This window comes from Microbacterium sp., from assembly GCF_041641055.1.
Taxonomy (GTDB): domain Bacteria; phylum Actinomycetota; class Actinomycetes; order Actinomycetales; family Microbacteriaceae; genus Microbacterium.
The window spans coordinates 52,001-77,277 of record NZ_JBEPZB010000007.1; the positions used below are offsets into that span (position 1 = coordinate 52,001).

The window sequence follows — 25,277 nt, forward strand, 5'->3', positions numbered from 1 at the left end:
TCGCACACGTTCCCACACAGAGGAGAGACGGATGCTGTCACCAGACATCGTCGCGCAGATCGCCGCGGAACTCGCCGAGGCCGACCGGACGCACGGGGTGATCCCGCGCATCACCGCGCGGTACCCCGACGCCACGGTCGAAGACTCGTACGCGATCCAGGGGGTCTGGCGGGACTCGCAGATCGCCGCCGGGCGTCGCCTGGTCGGACGCAAGATCGGACTCACGTCGAAGGCCATGCAGCAGGCGACCGGCATCACCGAACCCGACTACGGCGTCATGTTCGACGACACCGTGTACGAGTCGGGGGCCGAGATCCCGGTCGATCACTTCTCGAACGTGCGCATCGAGGTCGAGCTCGCTTTCGTGCTCAAGCATCCGCTCGAAGGCCCGGACTGCACGCTGGAGGATGCGCTCGCGGCGATCGACTACGCCGTGCCGGCGCTCGAGGTTCTGAACTCGCACATCGAGCTCGAGGGGCGCACGATCGTCGACACGATCAGCGACAATGCCGCCTACGGTGCCATGGTGCTGGGCACGGTGCGCAAGCGCCCCGACGAGATCGACCTGCGATGGGTGCCCGGTGTGCTCTCGCGCAACGGCGAGATCGAGGAGACCGGGGTCGCCGCCGGCGTGCTGGGCCACCCCGCCACCGGTGTCGCGTGGCTCGCGAACAAGTTCCACCAGCACGGCGCGCGTCTGGAGCCGGGCGAGATCATCCTGGCAGGATCGTTCACACGCCCGATGTGGGTGTCGCGCGGCGATCAGGTGCTGTGCGACTACGGACCGATGGGAACGATCGAATGCCGCTTCATCTGAAACCGTCCCTCCGCGAGCAGCTCGCATCGGCCGACCGCCCGCTGATCGGGATGTGGGCATGCTCCGGCAGCCCCCTCGTCACCGAGGTCGCCGCAGGATCCGGGCTCGACTGGCTCCTGATCGACATGGAGCACTCGGCGAACACGCTCGAGTCGACCCTGGTGCAGCTGCAGGTCGTCGCCGCCTATCCGATCGCGCCGGTCGTGCGCGTGCCGTCGAACGACACGGTGGCGATCAAGCAGGTGCTCGACCTGGGCGCGCAGAATCTCATCGTGCCGATGGTCTCGTCGGTCGAGGAGGCGCGTGCCGCGGTCGCCGCGACCCGCTACCCGCCCGAGGGCGTGCGTGGGGTCGGCAGCGCGCTCGCGCGCAGCGCCCGCTGGAACCGCGTCGACGGCTACCTGCAGGACTCCGCGCGGCACACCTCCCTCACGGTGCAGATCGAGACCGCGGCCGGTGTGGAGGCTGCGGCCGAGATCGCAGCGGTCGATGGGGTGGATGCGGTGTTCGTCGGCCCGTCCGACCTGTCCGCGTCGATGGGGCTGCTCGGTCAGCAGACGCACCCGGATGTCGTCGCAGCGGTCGAGTGCGTCTTCGCGGCGGCGAAGGATGCGGGCACTCCGGTGGGTGTGAACGCCTTCGATCCCTCCGCCGCCGATGCGTACATCGCCGCGGGTGCGGACTTCGTGGCCGTCGGGGCCGACGTGGCGATGCTGGCTCGGGCATCCGAGGCGCTGGCCGCCCGCTTCATCCCGGCATCCGGCGACACGACCCGCGCCAGCTACTGACTCCTGCTGCCGCTGCCCTCGGGTGGCAGGATGGACGGATGCACAGCAGCGAGCACCCGCGATGATCCGCGCGCTCGCAGCGATGCAGGACCGAGGATTCCGCTGGTTCTTCCTCGCGCGTGCCATCACGCTCATCGCCGGCTCGATGTCGTCGATCGCGCTGGCCTTCGCCGTGCTCGAGATCGACAACGACGCGCGATCGCTGTCGATCGTCCTGGCGGCGTTCACCGTGAGCAACATCGTCTTCCTGCTGTTCGGCGGAGTGGTCGCCGATCGGCTCCCCCGGGCTCTCATCATCCAGTCCTGCTACGTCATCGACATCCTGACGATCGGTGCGATGGCCGCACTGCTGTTCACCGGAGCGGCCACGGTTCCGCTGCTCGCGCTGCTGTCGGTCGTGAACGGCGCGTCCACCGCGTTCGTCCTCCCCGCCATGCAGGGGATCATCCCGCAGCTGACCTCCCCCGAGCACCTGCAGCAGGCCAATGCGATGCTGTCGTTCGTGCGCTCTGCGACCACGATCGGCGGTCCCATCATCGCCGGCATCGTGGTCGCCACCGCCGGTCCCGCCTGGGCCATGGTCGTGCAGGCGATCGGCTGGGTCATCGCGATCCCGGTGCTGGCGATGGTCAGGCTTCCTCCGCCGGATCATGGCGGCGGAACCACGATGTTCCACGACCTCCGGGTCGGGTGGCGCGAGTTCTGGAGCCGCACCTGGCTGTGGGTGATCGTGCTCGCCTTCATGGTCATGAACGCGATCCACATCGGCGCGTGGGGCGTCGTCGGTCCGTACATCGCGAAGAACGACGAGAGGCTGGGCATCGCCGGGTGGGGGTGGGTCGTCAGCGCCGAAGGCGTCGGCATCCTGCTGATGACCCTGGTGCTGCTGTGGTTCCCGCTGAAACGGCCGCTGCGCTACGGCATGATCGGCATGGCCGCCTTCGCCATCCCGCTCACGGTGCTGGGCGTGCATCCCGCCGTCGTCCTGCTCGCCATCACCGCGTTCCTGGCGGGAGCCGGCGCCGAGGTGTTCAGCACCGGCTGGAATCTCGCGATGATGGAGAACATCCCCGGCGACAAGCTCTCCCGCGTCGCCAGCTACGACATGCTCGGCAGCTTCGTGGTGATGCCGATCGGGACGCTCGTCTACGGCTGGCTGCTCACGCACAGCGACGTCGAGACCGTGCTCGTCACCTCGGGGATCCTCTACGCCGTCCTCGCCGCCGTGACGCTGTTGGTGCCGAGCGTCTGGCGGATGGGGCGACCGGCGGATGCTCTGACCGGCCGCACGGAGTTGGCGGATTCATAGCAATCCGGGCGAGACTGTGGGCATGACCTTCGCCGCGCTCCAGCCGCTCGCAGACCGTGCCGCACTGTTCTCCGCCCTCCGTCAGGACTCCCTGGCCACCGCGCTCGAGGACCTCGGTGACAATCGCTGGGATGCCGACATGGCCGCCGGCACGCTCACCTTCACGTCGAACGCGGACCCGTCCCGCCAGCTCGTGACGCGTGCGCATCTGGTGGCGACGATCGCCCCGGGACCTCGCTCGCTGCTGTGGGCGTGGGCCCACCCGCAGGGGGATCCCGCCGGTGTCGCCGCTCAGTTGCGCGACTACGGACGCGAGCACGGGATCGCCGAGCTCAGCGAGACGGAACTTCCCTTCCCCGCCGACGCCGCGGGTGACGCCGACTGGATCACTGCAGCCGCGCACACGGTCGGCGCCGTGGCCGTGGAGCTGACGGGCCGCGCGCCGTACTACCTCGCTCCGGTCGGCGGCGGCACGTACGCCGTGTTCCTGCTCGATGCTCCGCTGCCGCCGCTCACCGTCGCGGCCGCCGCCATCGCGCTGCCGCGCATCCTCTCCACCGTGGCGCTGCCGGACGCGCGGACCTCGGTGTGGGATGCCGCGCGCCTCGCCGGCTGGAACCTCACCTGGACGGACGAGTCGTTCTCCGGCGCCACAGTGGCCGACAGCACCGGCACGGCGACCTTCCGGTTCGACGAGCAGGCGCGCATCACGAACATCGAGAGCAGCCTGCACCCGCAGGTCTGAGCCGCGTCGAGCCTCGCCTCAGCGGCCCATCCGCTGGCGCGCCGTCTTCTGTCCCGGGCCGACGGGAGAGTGTGCCGTGGCCGCGGCCAGGCCGAACACAGGCATGTCCACGTAGACGGCCTCGAGGTCGGCGACGGGCACCTGGTAGGTCTCATGCCAGACGCCGACGCTGCCGCTGCCCTGCAGCGTGCGCATGAAGTCCCTCCAGGGCTGCAGATGCGGAGCGTCCCGGTCGGCCGCGAAGCGCTGCAGGTGCTCCGGGCTCTCCCAGTAGGAGAGCAGGATGGTCGTCCGCCCGAACCAGCTGTGCGCGCCGAGCATGCCCGCATCCGGACGCGTCGCGAGGTGCTGGAGCATCGGCGGCATCTTGCTGGCCGTCCACCACACCTTTCCGAGCTGCCACCATCGATTGGCGCGCATCCCGATCAGGAAGACCGTGACATCCGTGCGCTCGGGGGTCGCGGTGAAGCGACCGGGGAAGACCTGCTGAGACATGAGCCGCTCCTGGAACTTTGTTATGTAACTGCGTTATGAAACAACGTTACGATAGACTCCCCCGCATGGCAAGGCCTCCCCTCTACGACGATCTGCTCCGTGACCGACTGCTCGCGGAGACGGCCGCGATGGTCGACGACAAGGGTCCGGAGCGCATCAGTCTCCGCGACATCGCCGTGAACGCCGGCACCTCGACCTCTGCCGTCTACGCTCTGTTCGGCGGGAAGACGGAGCTGCTGGTGGCCGTCATCGAACACGGGTTCGCATCGTTCGGCGAGGCCCAGGCCGACGCTGAGCCCGAGGGCCTGCGCGCACTCGGCCTCTCCTATCGATCGTGGGCCATGGCCAACCCCGCTCTCTATCGCCTGATGTTCGGCGGAGGCGTGGCCACCGAGGACTGCCGACCGGATGACGCGACGATGAGCGCGGCGATGGCACCGCTGATGCGCGCACTCGGGGCACGTGTCCCCGAGTCCGAAGTGACCGCCGCCGCTCTCACCGTCTGGGCTCAGGTGCACGGTGCCGTCAGCCTCGAACTCGCCGGGGTGACTCCCCCGCTCGTGCCCTGGGACTCGGTCTACGACGCGGTCGTCGATGCGGTCGAGCGCGCTTTCCCCGCGAGCTGACCACCTGCGCTGTCACGCTCGAGGTGCCGCAGCATCCAGGACTGTGGAATTCTGGTCGCATGAAGAACGCCATCGTCCGATTCGCCGCTCTGTACGTGTTCAACGTCGCGGTTCTGCTGCTCATCGGCCTGCTGTTCCCCGGCGTCTCCGTCGGGTTCAACGCCCTCTGGGCCGCTGTGATCCTCACGCTCGCCGCGCTCCTGGTGAAGCCGACGCTGACCGCCGCCTTCCGAAAGGCGGCAGCCAGATCGGCGGCCGACCGCACGCGCCTGGGCGAGAAGACCGTGCAGTACGTGCTGGTCTACCTGGTCGAGCTCATCATCTGGGTGCTCACCGTCTGGCTGACCGGCGTGCGCGCATCCGGATTCTGGGGCTTCGCCCTGCCCCCGCTCTTCCTGCTGTTCGTGTGGATGATCTACGACCAGGTCGACGACCGCCTCCAGGCGAAGGCCGGCGAACTCTACGACGCCGTGCAGGCGAAGGTCGGGCGAGGGCGGGCGAACGGAACGACGTCCGAGACATCCCCCGGGGCATCCGCCGCCCGCGAGACGTCAGCCGCCCGCGAGGAGCTGAACGACGGGCTCACGCCCGAGCAGCGGCGGATGCTCGACGAACTGGGCTGACGACACCCCGTCCCGCATACCGGGCTGACCACACCCCGTCCCGTCCCATCCCGTCCTGTCCTGTCCCGTCCTGCACACCGGGCTGACCACACCCCGTCCCGTCCCGTCCCGTCCCGATCCGCGCACCGGGCTGACCTCACCCCGTCCCGATCTGCACACAGTGCCCCGTTCCGCGGACGAAATGGGGCGAAACGTGTGCAGACCGGGACAAGGTGTGCACATCGGGACCGGATCCACCCGGAACGACCGGGACCGGGTCTGCAGTTCGGGTCCCCCATCTGCACACAGTGCCCCGTTCCGCGGACGGATCCGCGCGAAAGGTGTGCAGTTCGGGACAAAGTGTGCAGATCGGGACCGGATCGACCCGGAACAGACCGGGACCGGATCCACCCGGAACGACCGGGGCCGGGTCAGACGAGGCGTTCGGCCGCTTCGACGACGTTGGTCATCAGCAGGGCGACCGTCATGGGCCCGACCCCGCCGGGATTCGGCGAGACCCAGCCTGCGACCTCGGCGACATCCGGATGCACGTCGCCGAAGACGAGGTTCTTCCCGGTCTCGGGATCGGTCTCGCGGGTCACCCCCACGTCGAGCACGGCGGCTCCCGGCTTGACGTCCTCGGCGCGGATGAGGTGCTTGACCCCCGCCGCGGCGACGATGACGTCGGCCTCGCGCAGGTAGCGCGGCATGTCGACCGTGCCGGTGTGGGTCAGCGTGACCGTCGCGTTCAGATCGCGTCGGGTGAGCAGCAGACCGATGGAGCGGCCGATCGTGACACCGCGCCCGACGACCACGACATGCTTGCCCTTGAGGTCGTAGTCGTTGCGCAGCAGCAGCTCGATCACACCGCGCGGCGTGCAGGGCAGCGGAGTGTGGATCGGGCTGTTGACGTTGAGCACGAGCCGCCCGAGGTTGGTCGGATGCAGGCCGTCGGCATCCTTCGCCGGGTCGATCCGCTCGAGGATCGCGTCGGTGTCGATGTGCTTCGGCAGCGGCAGCTGGACGATGTAGCCGTGGCAGTCCGGATCGGCGTTGAGCTCGTCGATCAGCGCCTCGACGTCGGCCTGCGTGGCATCGGCCGGCAGCTCGCGCTGGATCGAGTTCATCCCGATCGCCTCGGACTGGCGGTGCTTCATGCCGACGTAGAGCTGGGATGCCGGGTCGGCGCCGACGAGCACCGTGGCGATCCCGGGAACGATCCCCTTCGCCTTCAGCGCGGCGACGCGCTCGGTCAGCTCGGCCTTGATCGCGGCCGACGCCGCCTTGCCGTCGAGGATCTTCGCGGTCACTGCTGCAGGTCCGGGTAGAGCGGGAAGCCTGCGGCGAGCGCATCGACGCGCGCACGGAGCGCCTCGACGTCGGCGCCGGGGAGCAGCGCGAGCGCGATCACGTCGGCGACCTCGGTGAACTCGGCGTCGCCGAAGCCGCGGGTCGCGAGCGCCGGCGTTCCGATGCGCAGACCGGAGGTGACCATCGGCGGACGCGGGTCGTTCGGCACCGCGTTGCGGTTCACGGTGATGTGGATGTCGTGCAGCAGGTCCTCGGCCTGCTTGCCGTCGATCTCGGCGTCACGCAGGTCGACGAGCACCAGGTGCACGTCGGTGCCGCCGGAGCGGACCCCGATCCCGGCATCCTTCACGTCCTGCTGGGAGAGGCGCTCGGCGAGGATGGAGGCTCCGCGCAGCGTGCGCTCCTGACGCTCCTTGAACTCCGGGGTGCCCGCGAGCTTGAACGCGGTCGCCTTCGCGGCGATCACGTGCATGAGGGGGCCGCCCTGCTGTCCGGGGAAGACAGCGGTGTTGATCTTCTTCGCCAGGTCGGCGTCGTTCGTGAGGATGAAGCCCGAACGCGGCCCGCCGATCGTCTTGTGCACGGTCGAGGAGACGACGTGCGCGTGCGGAACGGGGTTCGGGTGGAGACCTGCGGCGACGAGACCGGCGAAGTGCGCCATGTCGACCCAGAGCAGCGCGCCCACCTCGTCGGCGATGGCACGGAAGGCGGCGAAGTCGAGCGTGCGGGGGTATGCCGACCAGCCGGCGATGATGACCTTCGGCTTGTGCTCGACCGCGAGGCGACGCACCTCGTCCATGTCGATGGTCGACGTCTCGGGGTCCACGCCGTAGGCGACGATGTCGTAGAGACGGCCCGAGAAGTTGATCTTCATGCCGTGGGTCAGGTGGCCGCCCTGGTCGAGAGCGAGGCCGAGCAGCGTGTCTCCCGGGCGGGCGATCGCGTGCAGCACTGCGGCGTTGGCGGATGCCCCCGAGTGCGGCTGGACGTTGGCGAACTCGGAGCCGAACAGGTCCTTGGCGCGCTGGATCGCGAGCTCCTCGGCGACGTCGACCTCTTCGCAGCCGCCGTAATAGCGACGGCCCGGGTAGCCCTCGGCGTACTTGTTCGTCAGCACGGAGCCCTGCGACTGCAGCACCGACACAGGGACGAAGTTCTCGGAGGCGATCATCTCGAGGAACGTCTGCTGACGCTTCAGTTCACGATCCAGGACCTGCGCGATCTCGGGATCGACCTCGGAGAGTGGGGCGTTGAAGTAACGGTCGGTCATGACTTGCTCCTCTGACAACGGATTCGAAGGGTGTACCTATCGGCCCAGGCGCGCGGTCGAAGTCCGTGGTCAGTCGCTCCCCGGTGGTAGTCCACCCAGACGCCAGTCGCGACGGTTATGAGCATAGCGGATTTCCCTGTGCTCCCGACCGTCCGCAGGGTAGGTTTTGTTCATGGTCCTTCCCCATTCACTGCCTCTCGTTCCCCTGCCCTCCTCCGCCACCGCCGGAGAGGGCCGGATGCCGGTCTCGGAAGCCACGCGCGTCAGCGGCGACGCCCGGCTGACGGCTCATCTGATCGAGGCGGTCGCGCAGCGCAGCGGCATCCGCCTCTCCGCCTCCCCCGACCAGTCGACCCCCGACCAGTCGGGCGAGATCACGCTGCGCCTCGACCCTTCGGTGGGCGGCCCGGAGAGCTACACGCTCACGATCGACGAGACGGTAGACATCGCCGCTGCCGACGAGGCCGGCCTCTTCTACGGCGTGCAGACGCTGCTGCAGCTGCTGCGCGAGGACGACGACGGATGGGCCCTGCTCCGCGCCGACATCTCCGACTCCCCGCGCTTCGGCCGACGCGGCGTGATGCTCGACGTGACCCGCCACTTCTTCGATGTCGACGAGGTGAAGAAGTTCATCGACAGCACGAGCGCACTGAAGTTCAACCACCTGCATCTGCACCTGAGCGACGACCAGGGCTGGCGCATCCAGATCGACTCGTGGCCGAAGCTCACCGAGCTCGCCTCCTCGACCGCGTCGCTCGGCGACCGCGGCGGCTTCTACACGAAGGACGACTACCGCGAGATCGTCGCGTACGCGGCCGAGCGGCACATGCTGGTGATCCCCGAGATCGATCTCCCCGGGCACACGCACGCGATCGGCGTCGCCTACCCGGAGCTCGTCGAGGAACCCGTCATGAACGACGGCCTGCTCTCCGAATCGGCTCGTCTCGGCCAGCCGCTTCCGGTCGCCGGTGAGCCGTATCTCGGCTGGGGCGTGGGGCACTCCAGCGTCCGCATCCACGAGGAGCGCACCTACGACTTCGTGCGGGATGTCGTCCGCGAACTCGCCGAGATGACTCCCGGCCCCTACATCCACATCGGCGGGGACGAGTCCCTCGGCACTCCGCAGGACGACTTCGACCTCTTCGTCGAGCGCGCGACGGCGATCGTCGTCGAGGAGGGCAAGATCCCGCTCGCCTGGCATGAGGTCGGTGCGGCGAAGGACATCGCCGAGGGCACGATCGGGCAGTACTGGGGCAAGACGACGCCGGAGGGCACGCACGCCGCGGAGGCGACTCACTTCGTCGAGCGCGGCGGCGCGCTGATCATGTCGGCGGCGGACGTCGCCTACCTCGACATGAAGTACGACGCCGACTTCCCGCTCGGGCTCACCTGGGCAGGGGTCATCGATATCCGCACGGCCTACGAGTGGGAGCCCACCTCGATCCTCGATGTCCCGGAGGGTGCGATCCTCGGGATCGAGGCCCCGCTGTGGAGCGAGACCACCCGCACCTTCAGCGAGGTCGAGCAGCTGGTCTTCCCCCGAGCGGCGGCGCAGGCCGAGATCGGCTGGTCGCCGCGCGAGGGGACGGGGCGCGAGTGGGAATCGTTCCGCGAGCGGCTCGGCTCCCTCGCCCCGCTGTGGAAGGCTGGTCGGGTCGACTTCCACCCCGCAGCAGAGATCCCCTGGAGCGAGCGATGACATCCGATCCCGCGGCGAGCGGCTCGCTCGTCATCCACTCGGTCCGGCTCGTCGACGGTGGCGCGGTCGTCCCGGACGCCTGGCTGCGCATCGAGGGCGGCCTCATCGTCGACCGCGGCACCGGAGGCGCCTGGACGTCCGCCGATGAGGTGGTGGATGCCGCGGCCGTCGCCGGCCCCGACGCCGTGCTCACCGCGGGATTCGTCGACATCCACGGGCACGGCGGTGCCGGCGCATCCTTCGATGACGGCGTCGAGGCGATCCGCATGGCGCGGGCGCTGCACCGGCAGCACGGCACCACGCGCGCGGTCGTCTCCCTCGTCACCGCTCCGCTCGACGACCTGGCGCGCCGGGTCGCCGACATCGCCGATCTCATGGAGACGGACGCCGACATCCTCGGCTCCCACCTCGAAGGACCGTTCCTCGACCCCGCCCACCACGGCGCACACGAGCCGACGCTGCTGCGGCACCCCGCGGCCGACGACGTGACACGACTGCTCGATGCGGGCCGCGGCACCATCAGGCAGGTGACGCTCGCCCCCGAGCTCCCCGGCGGTCTCGACGCCGTTCGACTGATCGCGGAATCGGGCGCGGTCGCCGCCGTCGGGCACACGAGCGCGGATGCCGGACTCGCCGTCCAGGCGTTCGAGGCCGGAGCCACACTGCTGACGCACGCATTCAACGCGATGCCGGGCATCCATCACCGTGCGCCGGGTCCTGTGCTGGCCGCCGCCGCCGATCACCGCGTGGTCCTCGAGGTGATCGCGGACAACGTGCACCTCGATCCGCACGTGATCAAACTCGTGTTCGATTCCGCACCTGGCCGGGTGGCACTGATCACTGATGCGATGGCCGCCGCAGGAAGCGCAGACGGTCACTACGACCTCGGCGCCGTCAGCGTGACGGTCGAGGACGGGGTCGCGCGGGCTGATGACACGGGGTCGATCGCGGGGTCGACCCTCACCCAGGATCTGGCACTCCGACGCGCTGTCGATGCGGGCGTGCCGCTGGTCGACGCTGTCCGCGCGCTCACCGAGACGCCTGCGGGTGCGATCGGCGTGGGCGACCGGTTCGGACGTCTCACCGTCGGGCACGTCGGCGACGCCGTGCTGCTCGACGCGCAGCTGCACGTCGCGCGCGTGTGGGTGGACGGCCGGCACTGACCCAGCGCTCCGCGCGACGACGCGCAGCTCTGCGTGCTCCGGCCCTGCTTCGGTTGGGTGCGGGGCCGCCGTTCCCCAGATCGGCGGCCCCAGCACGATTCCCCCTTGTCGAGAGCTGGCGGGTCGAGCACTCCTCCCCCGAGGCGCCCGACCCGCCATGCCGATGCACTTACCCCTTGCACCAGCGCCGGGACTCCGCCCCCCGGTGGAGCCCCATGGCTGTCTCTATGGATGAGACGAAGAGGAGGCCGATTCATTACGCGACTTCCCAGATTTTTTTCGAGAATGTTCGGCTGGCACGGTCGATTCGGCCCTGACCTGGTGTTTCTCTGCGACCGTCGATCTCTGCACGGATTCTCATCAGGGGTGGCGACGCTGGGAGATTGGAGAGAGAATGGAACAGGCGCGTGATGAAAATGGGGTTCACGCGTCTCTTCATGTGGAGGCGCATTCGCGCTCCACGACAGATGGATGACAGTGGACCACGACAGCACTTCGCACGACGAGTCGATCGCCGACGCCGATCTCGTACTGCGCACCCGCTCGGGTGACGCAGCGGCGTTCGGAGAACTCTGGAGGCGGCACTACCCCTCCGGCATGTCCGTCGCCCGGTCCATCACCTCGTCGATCGATCCTGACGATCTCGTTCAGGAGTCGTACACCCGCATCTACCAGGCCATCATCAAGGGCGGCGGACCCAACGGCTCGTTCCGCGCCTACCTGTTCACCAGCATCCGCAACACGGCAGCCGCCTGGGGCCGATCGCGACGCGACTCGGCGATCGATGAGCTCGACACCGTGGCAGATCCTGACAGCACGGAGCAGGCTGCGAACGAGGCGCTCGACCGCAGCCTCACGGCGCAGGCCTTCCGCAGCCTCCCCTCCCGCTGGCAGGAGGTGCTCTGGTACACCGAGATCGAGCAGATGAAGCCCCAGGAGGCCGCCACGCTGCTCGGCATGAAGGCCGGCGCGGTCTCGCAGCTCGCCTTCCGCGCACGCGAGGGTCTCCGCGAGGCGTGGATCCAGGCTCACCTGCGCAGCGCGGAGCCGGGCTCGGACTGCCAGTGGACCATCGAGCACCTCGGTGCCTACTCGCGTGGCAACCTGAGCACCCGTGACCACAAGCGCCTCGAGCAGCATCTCGAAGACTGCGCCCGGTGCATGATCGTCGCGGCCGAGGCGAAGGACGTCTCCAAGCGACTCGCCCTCGTCCTGCTTCCGCTGGTGCTCGGCGTCTCGGGGTCTGCCGGGTACCTGGCCGCCCTGCAGGGCGGCGGGACGCCGATCGTGGCCCTCGCTGCCATGCCGTCGAGCATCACCCAGGGCGCCGTCGTCGCCGGCGGAAGCGGAGCTGCCGCCGGATCGACGGGCACCGGAGGCGGTGCCGGCACAGGAGGCGGTGCAGGAGCGGGCGCGACGACAGGCACCGGAGCAGCCGGCGGAGCAGCATCCGGTGGCGGGATCCTCAGCGGTGTCGGCGCGCTGGTCGGCGCGGGCTCAGCCGCGCTGGTCGTCGCCGGCGTGGTCGCCGCAGCCGCCATCATCCCCGGCCTCGCGGGCGCGAATCCCGCAGCCTCCTTGCCGAGCGCAGGCGACAGCGACTCCTCGGCGATCAGCGCGGACGTCGGACCGGACGAGTCGATGTCGGACGAGAAGACGCTCCTCATCGAAGAGAGCGACGACGACACCGACGACGAGCTCGTCGAGCCCCCGGCCGAGAGCCCCATCACCCCGCAGCCGGCCGAAGACACGGCACCCGCGCTCGCACCGCCGGTGATCCCGGTGCAGCCCGTAACTCCGCCCGTCGACCCGACCGACCCCGGAGACGGTGAGCCCGGCGGAGAGAACCCCGGCGGAGAGAACCCCGGCGGAGAGAACCCCGGAGGCGAAAACCCCGGAGGCGAAAACCCCGGAGGAGAGAACCCCGGAGGCGAGAACCCCGGCGGAGAGAACCCCGGCGAGGGCGAGAACGGCGGCGGACTCCCGGCGGGAACGCCGTCGGTGGGCGCTGCAGACGTCGAGTTCATCATCGATCTCGACAACATCGTGACCACCCACTACGTCGTACCGGTGTCCGGGGTCGCGGGCTCTGTCGTGAACACGACGATCGGCGGAGGGACCGGCGGCAACGGCACGACGACGCTCACGCCCCAACGCGACGACCCCTCGGTCGGATACGGCGAGATCGACCTCCGGCCGACGCTCCAGCAGATCTGCGAGAACGCGACGGTGGAGTTCTTCTACGTCGCCGGCGACCGTACCGGTCCTTCGACGAGCGTGACGCTGCTCGACCTCGGCGGCTTCGATCCCGGCGCCCTCTGCCTCCTCGCACTCGATGAGGCGCAGAGCACGCCAGCGCCGACCGATCCTGCATCCCTCGCTCCGGCGGAGGCCGCCCCTGCGGAAGAGACTCCTCCCGCCGCACCCGTCGAGGCTCCCGCGCCCGTCGCCGAAGAGCCTGCACCGGCCGTGGAGCCCGCACCGGCCGTGGAGCCCGCTCCTGTCGCGGAGCCCGCTCCTGCCGCAGAACCCGCGCCAGTCGAGGCACCCGCCCCCGTCGAAGAGCCCGTGACCGCACCCGCGCAGAGGGCTGTCGCCGACGAGACCGTCGCAGTCATCGACGAGACCGTCCCGGCACTCTGACCAGTCACCACGGCGAATAGACTGGGGGTATGCCCCAGGATTCCGCCACCGTCCCCGGCGTCGACCGCCCGAACATCACCGCGCTCGACATCGTGCGCTCGATCGTCCTGGTCGCAGCCGTCGGCTCGCTCGCTCTGTGGGGCTTCGCCACCTGGCCCTTCCCGTGGAACGTCGTCCTCGGCATCGGCGCTCCGGTCGTCGTGATCCTGGTGTGGGCGCTGTTCCTCTCCCCCCGCCCCGTGCTCCGGCTGCACCCGTTCCTGCGCGCGGCCGTCGAGCTCCTCATCTACGTCGGCGTGACGATCGCCTGGTGGCTCATGGACCAGCCGATCATCGGCACCGCGTTCGCCGTGGTCGCCGTCGGAACGGGCGTGGTGAGCGGGCGGCGCCGGATCGCATGACCGCGCTCGACCTCCTCGTCTCCGCCCTCGGAGACCTCGTCGACACCGACGCCGCCTCTCTCGACGACGCACGCGCCGACCAGTCCGGCCACGCGGCACCGGGGCGCCCGATCGCCGTCATCCACGCCGAGACCGTCGCGCACGTCCAGACAGTCATGCGCATCGCCACCGAGACTCGCACGCCGGTCGTGGTGCGAGGGGCCGGAACCGGTCTCGCCGGTGCCGCGAACGGCGGCGAGGGCGAGATCGTGCTCTCCACCCGCCGCATGACGGCCATCCGCGAGATCCGCGCGGACGATCTTCTCGCAGTGGTCGAACCGGGCATCCTCAACGCCGAACTGAACGACGTGCTCGCCACGCACGGGCTCTGGTGGGCGCCGGACCCGGCCAGCCGTGCGATCTCGACCGTGGGCGGCAACATCGCCACGGGCGCAGGCGGACTGCTCTGCGCGAAGTACGGCGTGGTCAGGGATGCCGTGCTCGGGGTCGACCTCGTGCTGGCCGACGGTCGGCTGCTGCATCTCGGTCACCGCAGCGTCAAGGGCGTGACCGGACTCGACCTCACCTCGCTGGTGATCGGCTCCGAGGGGACACTCGGCGTCGTCGTCGGCGCCACCCTCAAACTGCGTCGGCTCGTGGAGGGCACCACCTGCACGATCGCCGCGACCTTCCCGGACGTCCGCTCCGCCGCGGCGGCCTCCGCCGCGGTGACCGCCTCCGGCATCCAGCCCGCCATCATGGAGCTCATGGACGCGGCGAGCCTCGCCGCCGTCGCCGCGCTGCTCCGGCTTCCCGTCCCGACGCCGGGCAGTGCGCAGCTGACGATCCAGACCGACGGGCCGGCCGCCGTCGCCGAGGCGACGACGATCGCGACCATCCTCGCCGGGCACCACGGCGTGCCTCAGGTCTCCCACGATCGCGAGGAGGGTGAGCGACTGCTGGCCATCCGTCGCGCGATGCATCCCGCGATGTCGGCCCTGGGCACCACACTGATCGAGGACGTGTCCGTGCCCCGCAGCGCGATGCCGGCGATGTTCGATGAGATCGCTCGCATCGAGAAGGCCTACGCGATGACCATCCCGACGGTCGCGCACGCGGGTGACGGGAACCTGCATCCGAACTTCATCTTCGAGGGCGCCGAGCCTCCCGCGCAGGTCTGGGCGGCAGCCGACGAGCTCTTCCGCGCGGCGATCGCGCTCGGTGGGACGCTGACGGGTGAACACGGCATCGGCACGCTCAAGAGCCGCTGGCTGGCCGACGAGCTCGGTGACGACCAGTGGGAGCTGCAGCGGCAGATCACCCGCGTGTTCGATCCGCTCGGCATCCTCAACCCCGGCAAGGTGTTCGCCGTCGATGCCTGACATCCACGTCAGCGCCGCGGTGATCGTCGACGATGTCGGCAAGGTCCTCGTCGTACGCAAGGAGGGCACGACCCGCTTCATGCAGCCGGGCGGCAAGCCGGAACCCGGTGAGACGCCCGCGCAGACTCTGATCAGAGAGCTCCACGAAGAGCTCGGTCTGCACCTCGACGAGGGCGACCTCGTTCCGCTCGGGACCTTCGTGTCCGCCGCTGCGAACGAACCGGGTCACCGCGTGATCGCGGAAGCGTTCTCCGTGTCGATCGCCGCAGCCGAGGTGGTCGTCCAGGCGGAGCTCGCCGAGCTCCGGTGGATCACACCGGCCGACGCGGAGACCCTGCCGCTCGCGCCGCTCAGCGTCGAGCACCTGCTTCCGCTCGCGTGGCCCGCGACGCGCTGAGCCCGCCGGGTCAGATGCCCTGCCAGGACGGCTTGTTGGCGAACGTGTACCGGTAGTAGTCCGCAAGGCGGAGGCGCGATGCCGCCGCCTCATCGACGACGACTGTCGCATGCGGATGCAGCTGGATGGCCGATCCGGGCAGGATCGCCGAGAGCGGCCCTTCGACGGCATCCGCCACCGCCTGTGCCTTGCCCTCGCCGAAGGCCAGCAGCACGAGGTGACGCGCCCGCAGGATCGTTCCGAGCCCCTGGGTGATGCAGTGCCTGGGCACGTCGTCGATCGAGTCGAAGAAGCGCGCGTTGTCCTCGCGCGTCTGCTCGGTGAGGGTCTTCACCCTCGTCCGCGAGGCGAACGACGAACCGGGCTCGTTGAAGCCGATGTGGCCGTCGGTGCCGATCCCGAGGATCTGCAGGTCGACCCCTCCAGCCGCGTCGATGGCCGACTCGTAGTCGTCACCCGCGTGCTGGATGGTCGCCTCCGCGCCGTTGGGCACATGGATGCGGCGCGGGTCGAGTCCGAGCGGCTCGACGACCTCGCGGGTGATCACCGAACGGTAGCTCTCGGGGTGGGCGGGGTCGAGTCCCACGTACTCGTCGAGGGCGAATCCGCGCACCTGGGAGACGTCACGTCCCTCGAGCCGTGCGCGCAGCGCCTGGTAGACCGGCAACGGAGTGGACCCGGTCGCCAGGCCCAGCACGGCGTCGGGACGTGCGTCGATCAGTTCGACGATCTCGGCGGCGACGAGCGCACCCGCCGCTTCCGCGTTCTCGACGATGACGACTTCAGCCATGGGAAACGATCTCCTTGGAGGGGATGGTGGCGCCGACGATCGCCGCGCCGAAGGCGGCGGCCGGCGAGCCGGCGGGGAGCAGTTCGATTCTGTCATCCAGGTGCAGCGACCGCATGAACGGCGAGGCGGCGGCCTCCGCTCCGAGTGCTGCCCGCACCCCCGTGAGCAGCCGGTCGCCGAGCGAGGTCAGCCCGCCGCCGATGATCACGCGCTCGACATCGGCGGAGAGCACGAGCGCCCGGACGGCCGCCGCGGCTCCGTGGAAGAGGTCGCTGCGGAGTTCGCCCGCGCGTTCGTCGCCGGCATCTGCGGCGTCGAGGATGTCCCGCACCGGCAGAGCTCCAGGGCGCCCCCAGGCCTTCGCCAGGGCTCCACCGCCGCAGAACGTCTCGATGCAGCCGCGCTGGCCGCATCCGCACAGCCGCCCGTTCGGATCGACCGAGAGGTGTCCCACCTCGCCCGCAGTGCCCCGAGAGCCGCGCCAGATCGTGCCGTCGACGACGATGCCGGCCGCGACACCCGTGCCGAGGTTCAGATACGCCATGGAGCCGTCGATGCCCCGCAGCATGGCCGCCCCGAGAGCCGCCGCCTTCACGTCGTTCTCGACGCGCACCGGAGTGTCCAGACGTCGGCCCACGAGCCCTGCGAGATCGAGCGACTCGACCCCGAGATTCACCGCGTGCAGGACCCGACCGGAATCCGCATCGACGAGCCCGGGGATCCCGACGCCGACCGACTCGACGTCGGAGCGATCGAAGCCGCCTTCGGCAGACAGGGCGTCGACGGCATCCAGGATGCTGACGATGACCGCGTCCTCGCCCCATCCGGTGGGTCGTCGCAGTCGCGCGAGGATGTCGCCGGAGCGCGAGACGGCGACGGCGTCGATCTTCGTGCCGCCGACGTCCAGGCCCACACGAATCTGCCGACCGGCGCGGTCGGCGACGATGGCATCCGTCATCGGATGTCGCTCCTGCTCATCATCGGGGCCGTGGCGCGGGTCACGACACGCCCAGCTGGCTGGACAGGACCATCACCGCGGCGCCGCGCAGGACGATGTCCTCCTGGAGCGTCCGCCGGATCAGGGCGTCTTCGAAGACGCCCTCGAGAGTGCGTGCGTGCAGTGTCTCCACTGCCGCCTCGACGAACACTCCGTCGAGCAGGTCGCCGGGACCGGAGAGGACGACCTCGGAGAGGTCGAGGGCCGCCACGATCGGCGCGATCGCGATCGCCATCCTGGTGCCGGCATCCCTCAGGATCTCGTCGCGAGATCCGGGTGCGGCGTCGATCTCGGGGCGCAGGCGGGTCTCGGTGAGCCAGGCTTCGAGACAGCCGTCCTTGCCGCACGCGCACCGGGGACCGCCGTCGGTGCCGACGACGACGTGACCGATCTCGCCCGCTGCGAACCTGCTGCCGAGCAGCGGCTGGCTGCCGGTGATGACTCCCGCTCCGACACCGCGGCCGATCTTGATCAGCATGAAGTCCGCCTTGGCTTCGCCGAACGTGTACTCGGCGAGCACAGCGGCGTTGGCGTCGTTGCGGACGAGGACCGGAAGGTCGAGATCGATCCCCAGCTTCGCCTCGAGAGGCAGGTTGCTCCACCCCAGGTTGGGCGAGCTGAGCACCACACCGTCGGGCCGGACGACGCCGGGCGTGCCGATGCCGACCCCGAGGATCGGCTGGGTCGCGATGCCTGCGAGAGCGCGCGCCAGCTCCAGCGTCGCCGCATAGGCGGCATCTCCGTCTGCAGACTCGGGACGCGGCACCTCCCGCCGTTCGAGCACATCGCCGTCGAGGCTGAGGAGGGCGCCCACGAAGGCATGCGGTCCGGAGAGGTCGAGCCCGATGATCTGGTGACCGACGCGGTCGATGTCGATGAGGATCGGCGGCTTGCCAGGTCCGACGGTCTCCCGCACGCCCATCTCGACCACGATGCCGTCGGCGATGAACTCCGCGACCAGGTCGGAGATGGTGACGCGGGTCAGTCCGGTCTCCCTCGACAGGTCGGCGCGGCTCATCGCTCCCGAGTGGTACAGCGTCTGCAGCACCAGCGCCCGGTTGTGCCCGCGGGCGTGCTCGGGAAGGACCTTCGAGCGGGAGCGCAGGTGGCGTCCGGGGCCGAAGGCGTGGGCGTTCGCACCGACGTAGTCTGACGACGTCGATGGACGTGATTCACCCGAAACGGACATGTTTGTTAGTAGACCTTACGAACAAAAATTGTGCAACCCCCGCTCCGTGTAGCACAGGGAGGGTTACGAAAACGTTACATTACGCTGAGTGTGCCCCGTCGGCGCCTCGCGCACGGTCGCGCAGACGGGTGACGAGACCTTCGACGATCTGCTCCCTGGCGTGCCGCGTCAACGGCTTTCCCGGGACCCCCGGACGCCTCTGCACGGGCGTCGGACCATCGAGAGGACGATACCGCACCCCTGCCTCGGCGAGCCGCTGCAGATGCACCGGGAGACGGCGCGCGAACCCGTCGAACGCGGGCGCCTCTCCCCCCTGCCACAGCCGCTCGGCGATCGCCGCCAGACGCGGGAACACGGCGAAATCGACGCGGTCGCGAGTCGGCAGGTGCTCCGTCCAGACGTTCGCCTGGCCGCCGACAGCGCCGTCCGGCACTCGCAGGCGGTACGTCCGCTCGATCGGCAGCGGAGGACCGACCCTGATCGGCTCCTCCGCCGACTCCGACTGCGGGTAGTCGAGATAGACCTCGAGGTCGGGGCACGCGATCACCGGGATGCCCCGGCGCAGCGCCTCCCGCATCGCCACGGGGCCTCTCCACGCGAGGATCTCGACGCCGTCCGGCACGTCACCCTCGAGGACCTCGTCCCACGCGAGGGCGGTACGACCCCGCCGCCGCACGTGCTCCACGAATCGAGCCGTGAACCACGGCTGCAGCTCGTGCGGCGTCGCGAGGCCGAGCTCCTGCATCCGCTGCCGGGCGGCGGCGCTCTGCTCCCATTCCGTCACGGGCACCTCGTCCCCGCCGATCCCGATCCACGGGGAGTCGAACAGGTCGCACAGGGCGTCGATCGCCGCGCGACCGAAGTCGAGGGCGTCCTCGGTCGGGGCGAGCGTGCGGGGATTCACGCCGAAGCGCTCCCAGGGCGCGGTCGGCGCCTCGCCCAGGTCGGTGTTGCCGAGCTCCGGGTATGCGGCGAGCGCGGCCTGGATGTGTCCGGGCAGCTCGACCTCGGGCACGATCGTCACGAACCGCTCGGCGGCGTACTCGACGAGGTCACGGAGCTCGGCATCCGTGTAGTGCCCGTCGTGCACGCCCGGCTCCACCGTCGCGAGCGGGCCGTGACCTCGCTGCGTCGCCTCCCGTCGCGCGCCGATCTCAGTGAGCCGCGGGAACCCGGGCACGGCGAAGCGCCAGCCCTGATCGTCGGTCAGATGCAGATGCAGGATCGACAGATGGTGATCGGCCAGCAGGTCGACCAGACGGCGCAGGTCCTCGACGGGACGGAAGTGCCGAGCCACGTCGAGCATGACGCCGCGCCAGGGGTGGGCCGGCGCGCCCTCCCACGTCCCGGCCGGGAGGCGCGCATGCTCCGCCCCCGGCTTCCGGAGCTGCCGCAGCACCGTCGCGCCGCGGAACACTCCGACCTCGCTCGCACCGATCACCTCGGCCCCGTCGGCCGCGACCCGAAGGCGGAACGCCTCAGCGGAGACCCTCCCCTCTGCGAAGAATTCCGCCGCGAGGGTCTCGTCGACCCTCAGTGCGATCGCCGGCGCCGAATCGTCCTGCGCATCACCGACTCTCAGACGCGATGCGGTGGCATCGAGCGCCGTTGCAGCGACGATCGGCGTGCGGAACGACCACTCGAACGCCGGGGCGAGCGGATCGATCGTCGAGTCGACCGCGGGAACGGCGGCGCGATGCGCGGGCGGATCCATCCGCAGCGCCCGCCCCGGAGTCGCACCGGTCACCTCTCCAGCCCGCACGACCGGCACGCCGCCGACCAGCACTTCGGCGATTCCGGACGGGGCGGCGTGCGGCGACTCGAAGGTCGCACCGGCGGCGATCGTCTCGGGGTCGAACAGCACGAGGTCGGCGATCGCCCCCTCCCTGATCACACCGCGAGGGGCGTCGCCGCGGTCCAGGCCCAGCCGTGCGGCCGGGGTTCCGGAGAGGTGGCGCACCGCCTCTTCGAGCGTGAGGATGCCGAGTTCCCGGACGTAGTGGCCGAGGTAGCGCGGGAACGTCCCCCGGCCCCGCGGATGGGGCTTCGCACCCACGAGGATGCCGTCGCTCCCGCCGCTGTGGCGAGGATGGCGCATGATCTCCCTGACGTTGGCCTCGTCGCCGATGTGCATGAGGATCCCCGTCGCACCGGCGTCCTCGAGGATCGTGTCGAGCACGACGTCGATCGCGCGCGTCCCCGACGACGCCGAGATCTCGGCCACGGTCCGACCGACGAGTCCGCCGAGCCGCTCCGACCGCGTTCCGGAGATCTCGATCGCACTCCAGTCCGCGCGTTCCCCGTGGAAGCCGTCGCATCCGACCTCTTCGAGCTCGACCCGCACGGCTTCCCGGCCGCCGTCGTCGAGCGCGGCGATCGCGCCCAGCAGGTCTCCCCCCGCCGCGAGCCGGCTCGGCAGGAGCGCGGCGAGGGTGGTGGCCCCAGGCAGGTAGGGATAGGTGTCGAGGGTGACATCCACGCCGTCGCGGATCGCGGCGTCCACGAGCGCCAGGAGCTCCCCCGCCCGTCCGCGGTTGGGGGCGAAGTTCATCGTGGCGTGCGTCAGGTGGATCGGGCAGCCCGTGCGTCGACCGATGTCGAGCGCCTCGCGGTAGGCATCCAGTGCGGCGCCCCCGTAGCTGCGGGTGTGCGGCGCCCAGTACCCGCCGCGCTCGGCGACGACCCGGCACAGCGTCTCGAGCTCCGCGGTGTCGGCGTACATGCCCGGCGTGTAGGTCAGACCGCTCGACATCCCGAAGGCTCCGGCATCCATCGCGTCGCCCAGGAGGCCGCACATCCGGGCGATCTCGTCGGTGCTCGCCGGCCGATCCTCGTGTCCGACGACCATCATGCGCAGGTTCCCCTGCGGCACCAGCACGGCGGCGTTGGCCACCGCTGCGGCGTCGATCGCGGAGAGGAGGTCGTCCATCGATCGCCACGGCGCAGCGGCCGGCATGCCGTTCCATCCGGCGATCTGCGCGGGGATGACGGCGGCGGTCGCATCGTCGAGAGGCGCGTAGCCGAGCCCGTCCTGCCCGAGCACCTCGGTGGTGACGCCCTGTCGGATCTTGGCGTCGTGCGCTGCGCCGCTCAGCACCGCCAGCTCGCTGTGCGCGTGCATGTCGATGAAGCCGGGCGAGAGCACGAGTCCTGACGCCTCGATCTCGACGGCGTCGGAGGGCAGGTCGAGTCGGCGCGCGTCCCCCTCGCGGAGCACGGCCACGACCCTCGCACCCTCCACGGCCACGTCCGCGGTGAAGCGAGCGGAACCGGTGCCGTCGACGACCGTGGCCGCGCGGTAGACCCTGACCGTCTTCTCGCTGCTCAGAAGCACGTCCTTCTCGCTGCTCAGAAGCACGTCGCCACCGCCCCGACGACCCGGGGATCGTCGGCGCCCGGGTCGTCGATGATCGCCACCACCCGCCACTTGTCGAAGGCCGTGCAGGGGTGCGACAGTCCGAGGCGCACGACGTCCCCTGGCGCCACGGATGCGCCGTCGGCGAGGGCGAGGAAGGCGTGCTGATCGTTGAGCGCCGTGATCGCCCCGGCGACGGACTGCGGCACCGGCAGGTCGAGGTCGAAGGGGACATCCCGGCGTCCCGCGTCCAGCAGGGCGAGCCCGGGCTCGGGCTGCGAGACGACCCGCGACCAGGCGTGCATGGCGGAGCGCAGCGGAGCGGTCGACGTCAGGGTTCCGAACGGCGACATGCGGGCGTAGAAGCCGTCGTCGTGGATCTGGAACGCCCCTGAGCGCAGCACGATGTCGGCCTCGTCCCTGCGCGAGGAGAGGACGGCTGCGGCCCGATCGGGAAACGCGCTGCCCCCGGCGCTGAGCACCGGCCGGACTCCGGGCTCGTAGCGCAGCCGCTCGTGCAGGGTGACGAGCGTCTGCAGGTACGCGTCGACCGCCGCGACAGAGTCATCACCGCGGTCGGGTCCGAAGGGTCCCTCGTATCCGGTGACCCCCGCCAGCCGCAGCCCCGGGGCCGCCGTGACGGCCGCCGCGATGAGCTCGCCCTCCTCGAGACTGCGCGCGCCCGTGCGCCCGCCGGCACCGCCGAGCTCGACGAGCACGTCGAGCGGGCGTGGGGCATCGGCGAGCGCATCCGCGAGGATCCCGACGGTCGCGACGGAGTCGGCCCAGCAGAGGATGCGCAGGGAATGGTCGGCGGCGAGGAGTTCACCGAGATGGCGTGCGGCCGCGCCGTCGGTGACCGCGTTCGCGATGAGGACGACCGGGACGCCCGCGTCGACGGCCACCTCGGCCTGCCACGGTGTCGCGACCGAGATCCCCCACGCGCCGGCGTCCAAGAGCCGCTGCCACAGGGCGGGGGCCATCGTCGTCTTGCCGTGGGGCGCCAACAGGACTCCCTGTCCTCGCGCCCAATCGAACACGGTGGACTCGTTGTGGGCGAGCGCCGCCTCGTGCACCGTGAGGACCGGCGTGACGAGGTCGGACAGATGCAGCCCCGCCGATCCGACCTCCGACAGCCGGAGCCCCGCGGCACGCGCCGGGAATCCCTTCGTCCAGGCGCCGATGACAGGATCCGGGATTTGTAGAGGCATCTAACAAGGCTACTAGGCTGGGTCCCATGACTGCCAAGATCCGCGTGTCGACCGACGCCGCTCCGGCCCCCGCCCACACCTTCTCGCAGGGGATCCGCAAGGGACCCATCGTCCAGGTCTCCGGTCAGGGCCCCGTGGATCCCCAGACCAACGAGTACCTCCACCCCGGCGATGTCGCCGCCCAGACCACGCGCACACTCGAGAACGTCAAGGCGATCGTCGAGGCGTCGGGCGCGACCTTCGACGACGTCGTCATGCTGCGCGTCTACCTCACCACCCGCGAGGACTTCGCGATCATGAACGAGGCCTACGGCGCCTTCGTCACCGCTCACACGCCCAGCGGCGTGCTGCCCTCGCGCACGACGGTGTTCACCGGCCTCCCGCGCGAGGAGATGCTCGTCGAGATCGACGGTCTCGCCGTCGTCACCGACTGACGCTCCGACGGCGGGCTCCCGGCCCGGACCGTTGCCTCCCCGTTACCTGCGATCGCGTAGCATATCGCTTAGGACACGTGAGAAACCGGGGGGTGATGTTCGTGACCGATCTGATCTCAGCGCAGGACGCGAAGACCGAGAAGCTGACCGAGGCGACCGCCTCCGGCACACAGCTCGATTCGGCCGCGCCCGCCACAACCGGCGACGCATCCACCGACTCGCTGCCGCCTGACAGCGGCGACCAGCAGCTCGCCTGGGCCCCCATCGAGCCCGCCCCGAAGAAGAAGCGCCTCGGCCTGTGGATCGGCCTGGGCGCCGGAGTCGTGGTGCTCGGAGCAGCCGCCGCATCGCTGATCCTCATCGCCCCCGGCACCACGGTCGCCGGGATCCCGGTCGGCTGGCTCACCCCCGGCGCTGCGGCCGAAGCCATCGAGGCGCACGTCGCCGAGACCGAGGTCACCCTCACCGGGGCCGGTGACGACGTCGTGCTGACGGGCGCCGAACTCGGCGCCACCATCGACGCCCGCGGCCTCGCGGATGAGGCGTTCGCCGAGCGACCGCTGTGGAACCTCGGATCCTGGATGGGCGACCCGGTCGCCGGAGACATCACCCTGGACCCCGAGCAGGCGGAGGCCGCGCTGCGCGAGGCCGTTCCTTCGAGCTTCGTCGACCCCGTCGACGCAGGAGTGGTGTTCGACGCCAAGACCGCGAAGTACGTCGTCACTCCGTCCGAGGCCGGCACGGCCGTCGACCTGGATGCCCTCACCGCGGCGATCGTCGGCGCCGTCGCCGACGGCGGCAAGACGCTCGAGTTCCCCGGCGGACCGGCCGAGGCCGCTCCCGCGGTCACCGATGAGGACGCCACGGCCGTCATGACGTCGGTGAACACCATGCTCGGCACGATGGGCTTCTACATCGGCGACGAGCGCACCGTGCCCGTCACTCCCGCCGTCGCCGCGACCTGGTTCACCATCGAGGACGTCGACGGCGAGCTGCGCATCACCGCCGACCAGGACGCGATCCAGACGACCGTGGACACTCTGGCGGCCTCCGTCGACCGCGCTCCGGTCAACGCCACCAACATCGTCGACTCGGCGGGCAACATCCTGCGCACCGAGACGGCCGGGGTCAACGGCCGCGCGATCGGCGACACCACGAACCTCGCCGCCGATGCGGCCGCGAAGATCGAGGCCGGCGAGGGGGTGTTCCCGATCGAGGTCAAGGAGACCAAGTTCGAGTCCGTCAACCTGCTGCGCAAGATCGATGTGAACCTCAGCCGTCAGACGGCCACGCTCTACGAGAACGGCGCCGTGGTGCGCTCCTGGGCGATCTCCTCCGGCAAGAGCGCCACACCCACCGACACGGGCAACTTCACGGTCTACGCGCACGTGCGCGAGCAGACCATGAGGAGCCGTGAGCCGGACGGCTCGATCACCGAGACGCCGAACGTCCCCTGGGTGACGTACTTCAACGGTGACGAGGCCTTCCACGGCACCTACTGGCACAACGACTTCGGGACCCCGCGCAGCCACGGCTGCGTGAACATGCCGATCGACGTGGCCCGCTTCGTCTACGAGTGGTCGCCCGTCGGCCTCGAGGTCGCCGTTCACTACTGACCCTCGCCTGTCGGGCATCTCGGCCCGCTCCGGGTCGCCGGCAGAACGAAGGGGCCGG

At 70.1% G+C, this 25,277-nt stretch carries 22 protein-coding genes and 1 riboswitch; of the genes, 14 read left to right on the top strand and 8 right to left on the bottom strand.

Going from position 1 to position 25,277, the window contains the following annotated elements; translation table 11 throughout:
• Window positions 1-31: 31 nt before the first annotated feature.
• The 4 genes from ACESK8_RS06490 (at window position 32) to ACESK8_RS06505 (ending at window position 3,659) form a co-directional block, all read left to right on the top strand.
• Window positions 32-817: a fumarylacetoacetate hydrolase family protein gene (locus ACESK8_RS06490; protein ID WP_372967828.1), complete on the top strand. Its 786-nt coding sequence runs from the start codon at window positions 32-34 to the stop codon at window positions 815-817.
• Window positions 802-1,605 (top strand): HpcH/HpaI aldolase/citrate lyase family protein, encoded by an 804-nt coding sequence (locus ACESK8_RS06495; protein WP_372967829.1) that lies wholly within the window; start codon window positions 802-804, stop codon window positions 1,603-1,605. Before ACESK8_RS06490 ends, ACESK8_RS06495 begins: the two co-directional genes overlap by 16 nt.
• Before the next feature lie 61 nt (window positions 1,606-1,666).
• Window positions 1,667-2,914, top strand: coding sequence for an MFS transporter (locus tag ACESK8_RS06500; protein WP_372967830.1), 1,248 nt, complete (start codon window positions 1,667-1,669; stop codon window positions 2,912-2,914).
• Between the two features lie 22 nt (window positions 2,915-2,936).
• Entirely contained in the window at window positions 2,937-3,659 is a 723-nt protein-coding gene (locus ACESK8_RS06505) for a DUF6882 domain-containing protein (RefSeq protein ID WP_372967831.1), read from the top strand.
• A gap of 18 nt (window positions 3,660-3,677) precedes the next feature.
• Here the strand turns inward: ACESK8_RS06505 and ACESK8_RS06510 are convergent, their stop codons facing one another.
• Complete coding sequence (locus ACESK8_RS06510) at window positions 3,678-4,154, bottom strand: DUF4188 domain-containing protein (protein ID WP_372967832.1); 477 nt, start codon at window positions 4,152-4,154, stop codon at window positions 3,678-3,680.
• A 65-nt stretch (window positions 4,155-4,219) separates the two neighbouring features.
• On the opposite strand from ACESK8_RS06510, the gene ACESK8_RS06515 reads away from it, so the two are divergent.
• Window positions 4,220-4,780: a TetR/AcrR family transcriptional regulator gene (locus ACESK8_RS06515; RefSeq protein WP_372967833.1), complete on the top strand. Its 561-nt coding sequence runs from the start codon at window positions 4,220-4,222 to the stop codon at window positions 4,778-4,780.
• Window positions 4,781-4,839: 59 nt separating this feature from the next.
• Window positions 4,840-5,403 carry a hypothetical protein gene (locus ACESK8_RS06520; protein WP_372967834.1) on the top strand — a complete coding sequence of 188 codons (564 nt, stop codon included), beginning with the start codon at window positions 4,840-4,842 and terminating at the stop codon, window positions 5,401-5,403.
• A gap of 410 nt (window positions 5,404-5,813) precedes the next feature.
• On the opposite strand, the gene ACESK8_RS06525 is transcribed toward ACESK8_RS06520, so the two are convergent.
• Together ACESK8_RS06525 and glyA are read right to left on the bottom strand one after the other, a co-directional pair.
• On the bottom strand, window positions 5,814-6,692 hold the full coding sequence (locus ACESK8_RS06525) for a bifunctional methylenetetrahydrofolate dehydrogenase/methenyltetrahydrofolate cyclohydrolase (RefSeq protein WP_372967835.1): 879 nt from the start codon (window positions 6,690-6,692) through the stop codon (window positions 5,814-5,816).
• Window positions 6,689-7,963: a serine hydroxymethyltransferase gene (glyA, locus tag ACESK8_RS06530; protein WP_372967836.1), complete on the bottom strand. Its 1,275-nt coding sequence runs from the start codon at window positions 7,961-7,963 to the stop codon at window positions 6,689-6,691. Before glyA ends, ACESK8_RS06525 begins: the two co-directional genes overlap by 4 nt.
• A gap of 35 nt (window positions 7,964-7,998) precedes the next feature.
• Window positions 7,999-8,083, bottom strand: a riboswitch (ZMP/ZTP riboswitch).
• 52 nt (window positions 8,084-8,135) lie between these two features.
• Here glyA and ACESK8_RS06535 point away from each other — a divergent pair.
• The 6 genes from ACESK8_RS06535 to ACESK8_RS06560 all read left to right on the top strand — a co-directional run bounded on the left by ACESK8_RS06535 (window position 8,136) and on the right by ACESK8_RS06560 (window position 15,627).
• Window positions 8,136-9,662 carry a family 20 glycosylhydrolase gene (locus ACESK8_RS06535; RefSeq protein WP_372967837.1) on the top strand — a complete coding sequence of 509 codons (1,527 nt, stop codon included), beginning with the start codon at window positions 8,136-8,138 and terminating at the stop codon, window positions 9,660-9,662.
• Window positions 9,659-10,825: an N-acetylglucosamine-6-phosphate deacetylase gene (gene nagA, locus ACESK8_RS06540; protein ID WP_372967838.1), complete on the top strand. Its 1,167-nt coding sequence runs from the start codon at window positions 9,659-9,661 to the stop codon at window positions 10,823-10,825. The genes ACESK8_RS06535 and nagA overlap by 4 nt, the downstream gene beginning before the upstream one ends.
• Before the next feature lie 471 nt (window positions 10,826-11,296).
• Window positions 11,297-13,468: a sigma-70 family RNA polymerase sigma factor gene (locus ACESK8_RS06545; RefSeq protein ID WP_372967839.1), complete on the top strand. Its 2,172-nt coding sequence runs from the start codon at window positions 11,297-11,299 to the stop codon at window positions 13,466-13,468.
• A gap of 29 nt (window positions 13,469-13,497) precedes the next feature.
• Entirely contained in the window at window positions 13,498-13,869 is a 372-nt protein-coding gene (locus ACESK8_RS06550) for a YrdB family protein (RefSeq protein ID WP_372967840.1), read from the top strand.
• Window positions 13,866-15,230 carry an FAD-binding oxidoreductase gene (locus ACESK8_RS06555; protein WP_372967841.1) on the top strand — a complete coding sequence of 455 codons (1,365 nt, stop codon included), beginning with the start codon at window positions 13,866-13,868 and terminating at the stop codon, window positions 15,228-15,230. The genes ACESK8_RS06550 and ACESK8_RS06555 overlap by 4 nt, the downstream gene beginning before the upstream one ends.
• A complete protein-coding gene (locus ACESK8_RS06560) occupies window positions 15,223-15,627 on the top strand; it encodes an NUDIX domain-containing protein (protein ID WP_372967842.1) in 405 nt (134 codons plus the stop codon). Before ACESK8_RS06555 ends, ACESK8_RS06560 begins: the two co-directional genes overlap by 8 nt.
• A gap of 10 nt (window positions 15,628-15,637) precedes the next feature.
• Here the strand turns inward: ACESK8_RS06560 and nagB are convergent, their stop codons facing one another.
• The 5 genes from nagB to ACESK8_RS06585 all read right to left on the bottom strand — a co-directional run bounded on the left by nagB (window position 15,638) and on the right by ACESK8_RS06585 (window position 23,169).
• Window positions 15,638-16,417 carry a glucosamine-6-phosphate deaminase gene (gene nagB, locus ACESK8_RS06565; protein WP_372967843.1) on the bottom strand — a complete coding sequence of 260 codons (780 nt, stop codon included), beginning with the start codon at window positions 16,415-16,417 and terminating at the stop codon, window positions 15,638-15,640.
• Entirely contained in the window at window positions 16,410-17,375 is a 966-nt protein-coding gene (locus ACESK8_RS06570) for an ROK family protein (RefSeq protein WP_372967844.1), read from the bottom strand. Before ACESK8_RS06570 ends, nagB begins: the two co-directional genes overlap by 8 nt.
• A 40-nt stretch (window positions 17,376-17,415) precedes the next feature.
• A complete protein-coding gene (locus tag ACESK8_RS06575) occupies window positions 17,416-18,603 on the bottom strand; it encodes an ROK family protein (RefSeq protein ID WP_372967845.1) in 1,188 nt (395 codons plus the stop codon).
• Window positions 18,604-18,682: 79 nt separating this feature from the next.
• A complete protein-coding gene (locus tag ACESK8_RS06580; protein ID WP_372967903.1) occupies window positions 18,683-21,955 on the bottom strand; it encodes a family 20 glycosylhydrolase in 3,273 nt (1,090 codons plus the stop codon).
• Window positions 21,952-23,169: an alanine racemase gene (locus ACESK8_RS06585; protein ID WP_372967846.1), complete on the bottom strand. Its 1,218-nt coding sequence runs from the start codon at window positions 23,167-23,169 to the stop codon at window positions 21,952-21,954. Before ACESK8_RS06585 ends, ACESK8_RS06580 begins: the two co-directional genes overlap by 4 nt.
• 26 nt (window positions 23,170-23,195) lie before the next feature.
• On the opposite strand from ACESK8_RS06585, the gene ACESK8_RS06590 reads away from it, so the two are divergent.
• Window positions 23,196-23,603, top strand: coding sequence for a RidA family protein (locus ACESK8_RS06590; protein WP_372967847.1), 408 nt, complete (start codon window positions 23,196-23,198; stop codon window positions 23,601-23,603).
• A 95-nt stretch (window positions 23,604-23,698) separates the two neighbouring features.
• Entirely contained in the window at window positions 23,699-25,219 is a 1,521-nt protein-coding gene (locus tag ACESK8_RS06595) for a L,D-transpeptidase family protein (RefSeq protein ID WP_372967904.1), read from the top strand.
• Window positions 25,220-25,277: the final 58 nt, after the last annotated feature.

What these genes read in the sequence shown, in the direction of transcription:
- ACESK8_RS06490 (WP_372967828.1), top strand. Translation starts at nt 32, where the DNA reads ATGCTGTCACCAGACATCGTCGCGCAGATCGCCGCGGAACTCGCCGAG.
- ACESK8_RS06495 (WP_372967829.1), top strand. Translation starts at nt 802, where the DNA reads ATGCCGCTTCATCTGAAACCGTCCCTCCGCGAGCAGCTCGCATCGGCC.
- ACESK8_RS06500 (WP_372967830.1), top strand. Translation starts at nt 1,667, where the DNA reads ATGATCCGCGCGCTCGCAGCGATGCAGGACCGAGGATTCCGCTGGTTC.
- ACESK8_RS06505 (WP_372967831.1), top strand. Translation starts at nt 2,937, where the DNA reads ATGACCTTCGCCGCGCTCCAGCCGCTCGCAGACCGTGCCGCACTGTTC.
- ACESK8_RS06510 (WP_372967832.1), bottom strand. Translation starts at nt 4,154, where the DNA reads ATGTCTCAGCAGGTCTTCCCCGGTCGCTTCACCGCGACCCCCGAGCGC.
- ACESK8_RS06515 (WP_372967833.1), top strand. Translation starts at nt 4,220, where the DNA reads ATGGCAAGGCCTCCCCTCTACGACGATCTGCTCCGTGACCGACTGCTC.
- ACESK8_RS06520 (WP_372967834.1), top strand. Translation starts at nt 4,840, where the DNA reads ATGAAGAACGCCATCGTCCGATTCGCCGCTCTGTACGTGTTCAACGTC.
- glyA (WP_372967836.1), bottom strand. Translation starts at nt 7,963, where the DNA reads ATGACCGACCGTTACTTCAACGCCCCACTCTCCGAGGTCGATCCCGAG.
- ACESK8_RS06535 (WP_372967837.1), top strand. Translation starts at nt 8,136, where the DNA reads ATGGTCCTTCCCCATTCACTGCCTCTCGTTCCCCTGCCCTCCTCCGCC.
- nagA (WP_372967838.1), top strand. Translation starts at nt 9,659, where the DNA reads ATGACATCCGATCCCGCGGCGAGCGGCTCGCTCGTCATCCACTCGGTC.
- ACESK8_RS06545 (WP_372967839.1), top strand. Translation starts at nt 11,297, where the DNA reads ATGACAGTGGACCACGACAGCACTTCGCACGACGAGTCGATCGCCGAC.
- ACESK8_RS06550 (WP_372967840.1), top strand. Translation starts at nt 13,498, where the DNA reads ATGCCCCAGGATTCCGCCACCGTCCCCGGCGTCGACCGCCCGAACATC.
- ACESK8_RS06555 (WP_372967841.1), top strand. Translation starts at nt 13,866, where the DNA reads ATGACCGCGCTCGACCTCCTCGTCTCCGCCCTCGGAGACCTCGTCGAC.
- ACESK8_RS06560 (WP_372967842.1), top strand. Translation starts at nt 15,223, where the DNA reads ATGCCTGACATCCACGTCAGCGCCGCGGTGATCGTCGACGATGTCGGC.
- nagB (WP_372967843.1), bottom strand. Translation starts at nt 16,417, where the DNA reads ATGGCTGAAGTCGTCATCGTCGAGAACGCGGAAGCGGCGGGTGCGCTC.
- ACESK8_RS06570 (WP_372967844.1), bottom strand. Translation starts at nt 17,375, where the DNA reads ATGACGGATGCCATCGTCGCCGACCGCGCCGGTCGGCAGATTCGTGTG.
- ACESK8_RS06575 (WP_372967845.1), bottom strand. Translation starts at nt 18,603, where the DNA reads ATGTCCGTTTCGGGTGAATCACGTCCATCGACGTCGTCAGACTACGTC.
- ACESK8_RS06585 (WP_372967846.1), bottom strand. Translation starts at nt 23,169, where the DNA reads ATGCCTCTACAAATCCCGGATCCTGTCATCGGCGCCTGGACGAAGGGA.
- ACESK8_RS06590 (WP_372967847.1), top strand. Translation starts at nt 23,196, where the DNA reads ATGACTGCCAAGATCCGCGTGTCGACCGACGCCGCTCCGGCCCCCGCC.
- ACESK8_RS06595 (WP_372967904.1), top strand. Translation starts at nt 23,699, where the DNA reads ATGTTCGTGACCGATCTGATCTCAGCGCAGGACGCGAAGACCGAGAAG.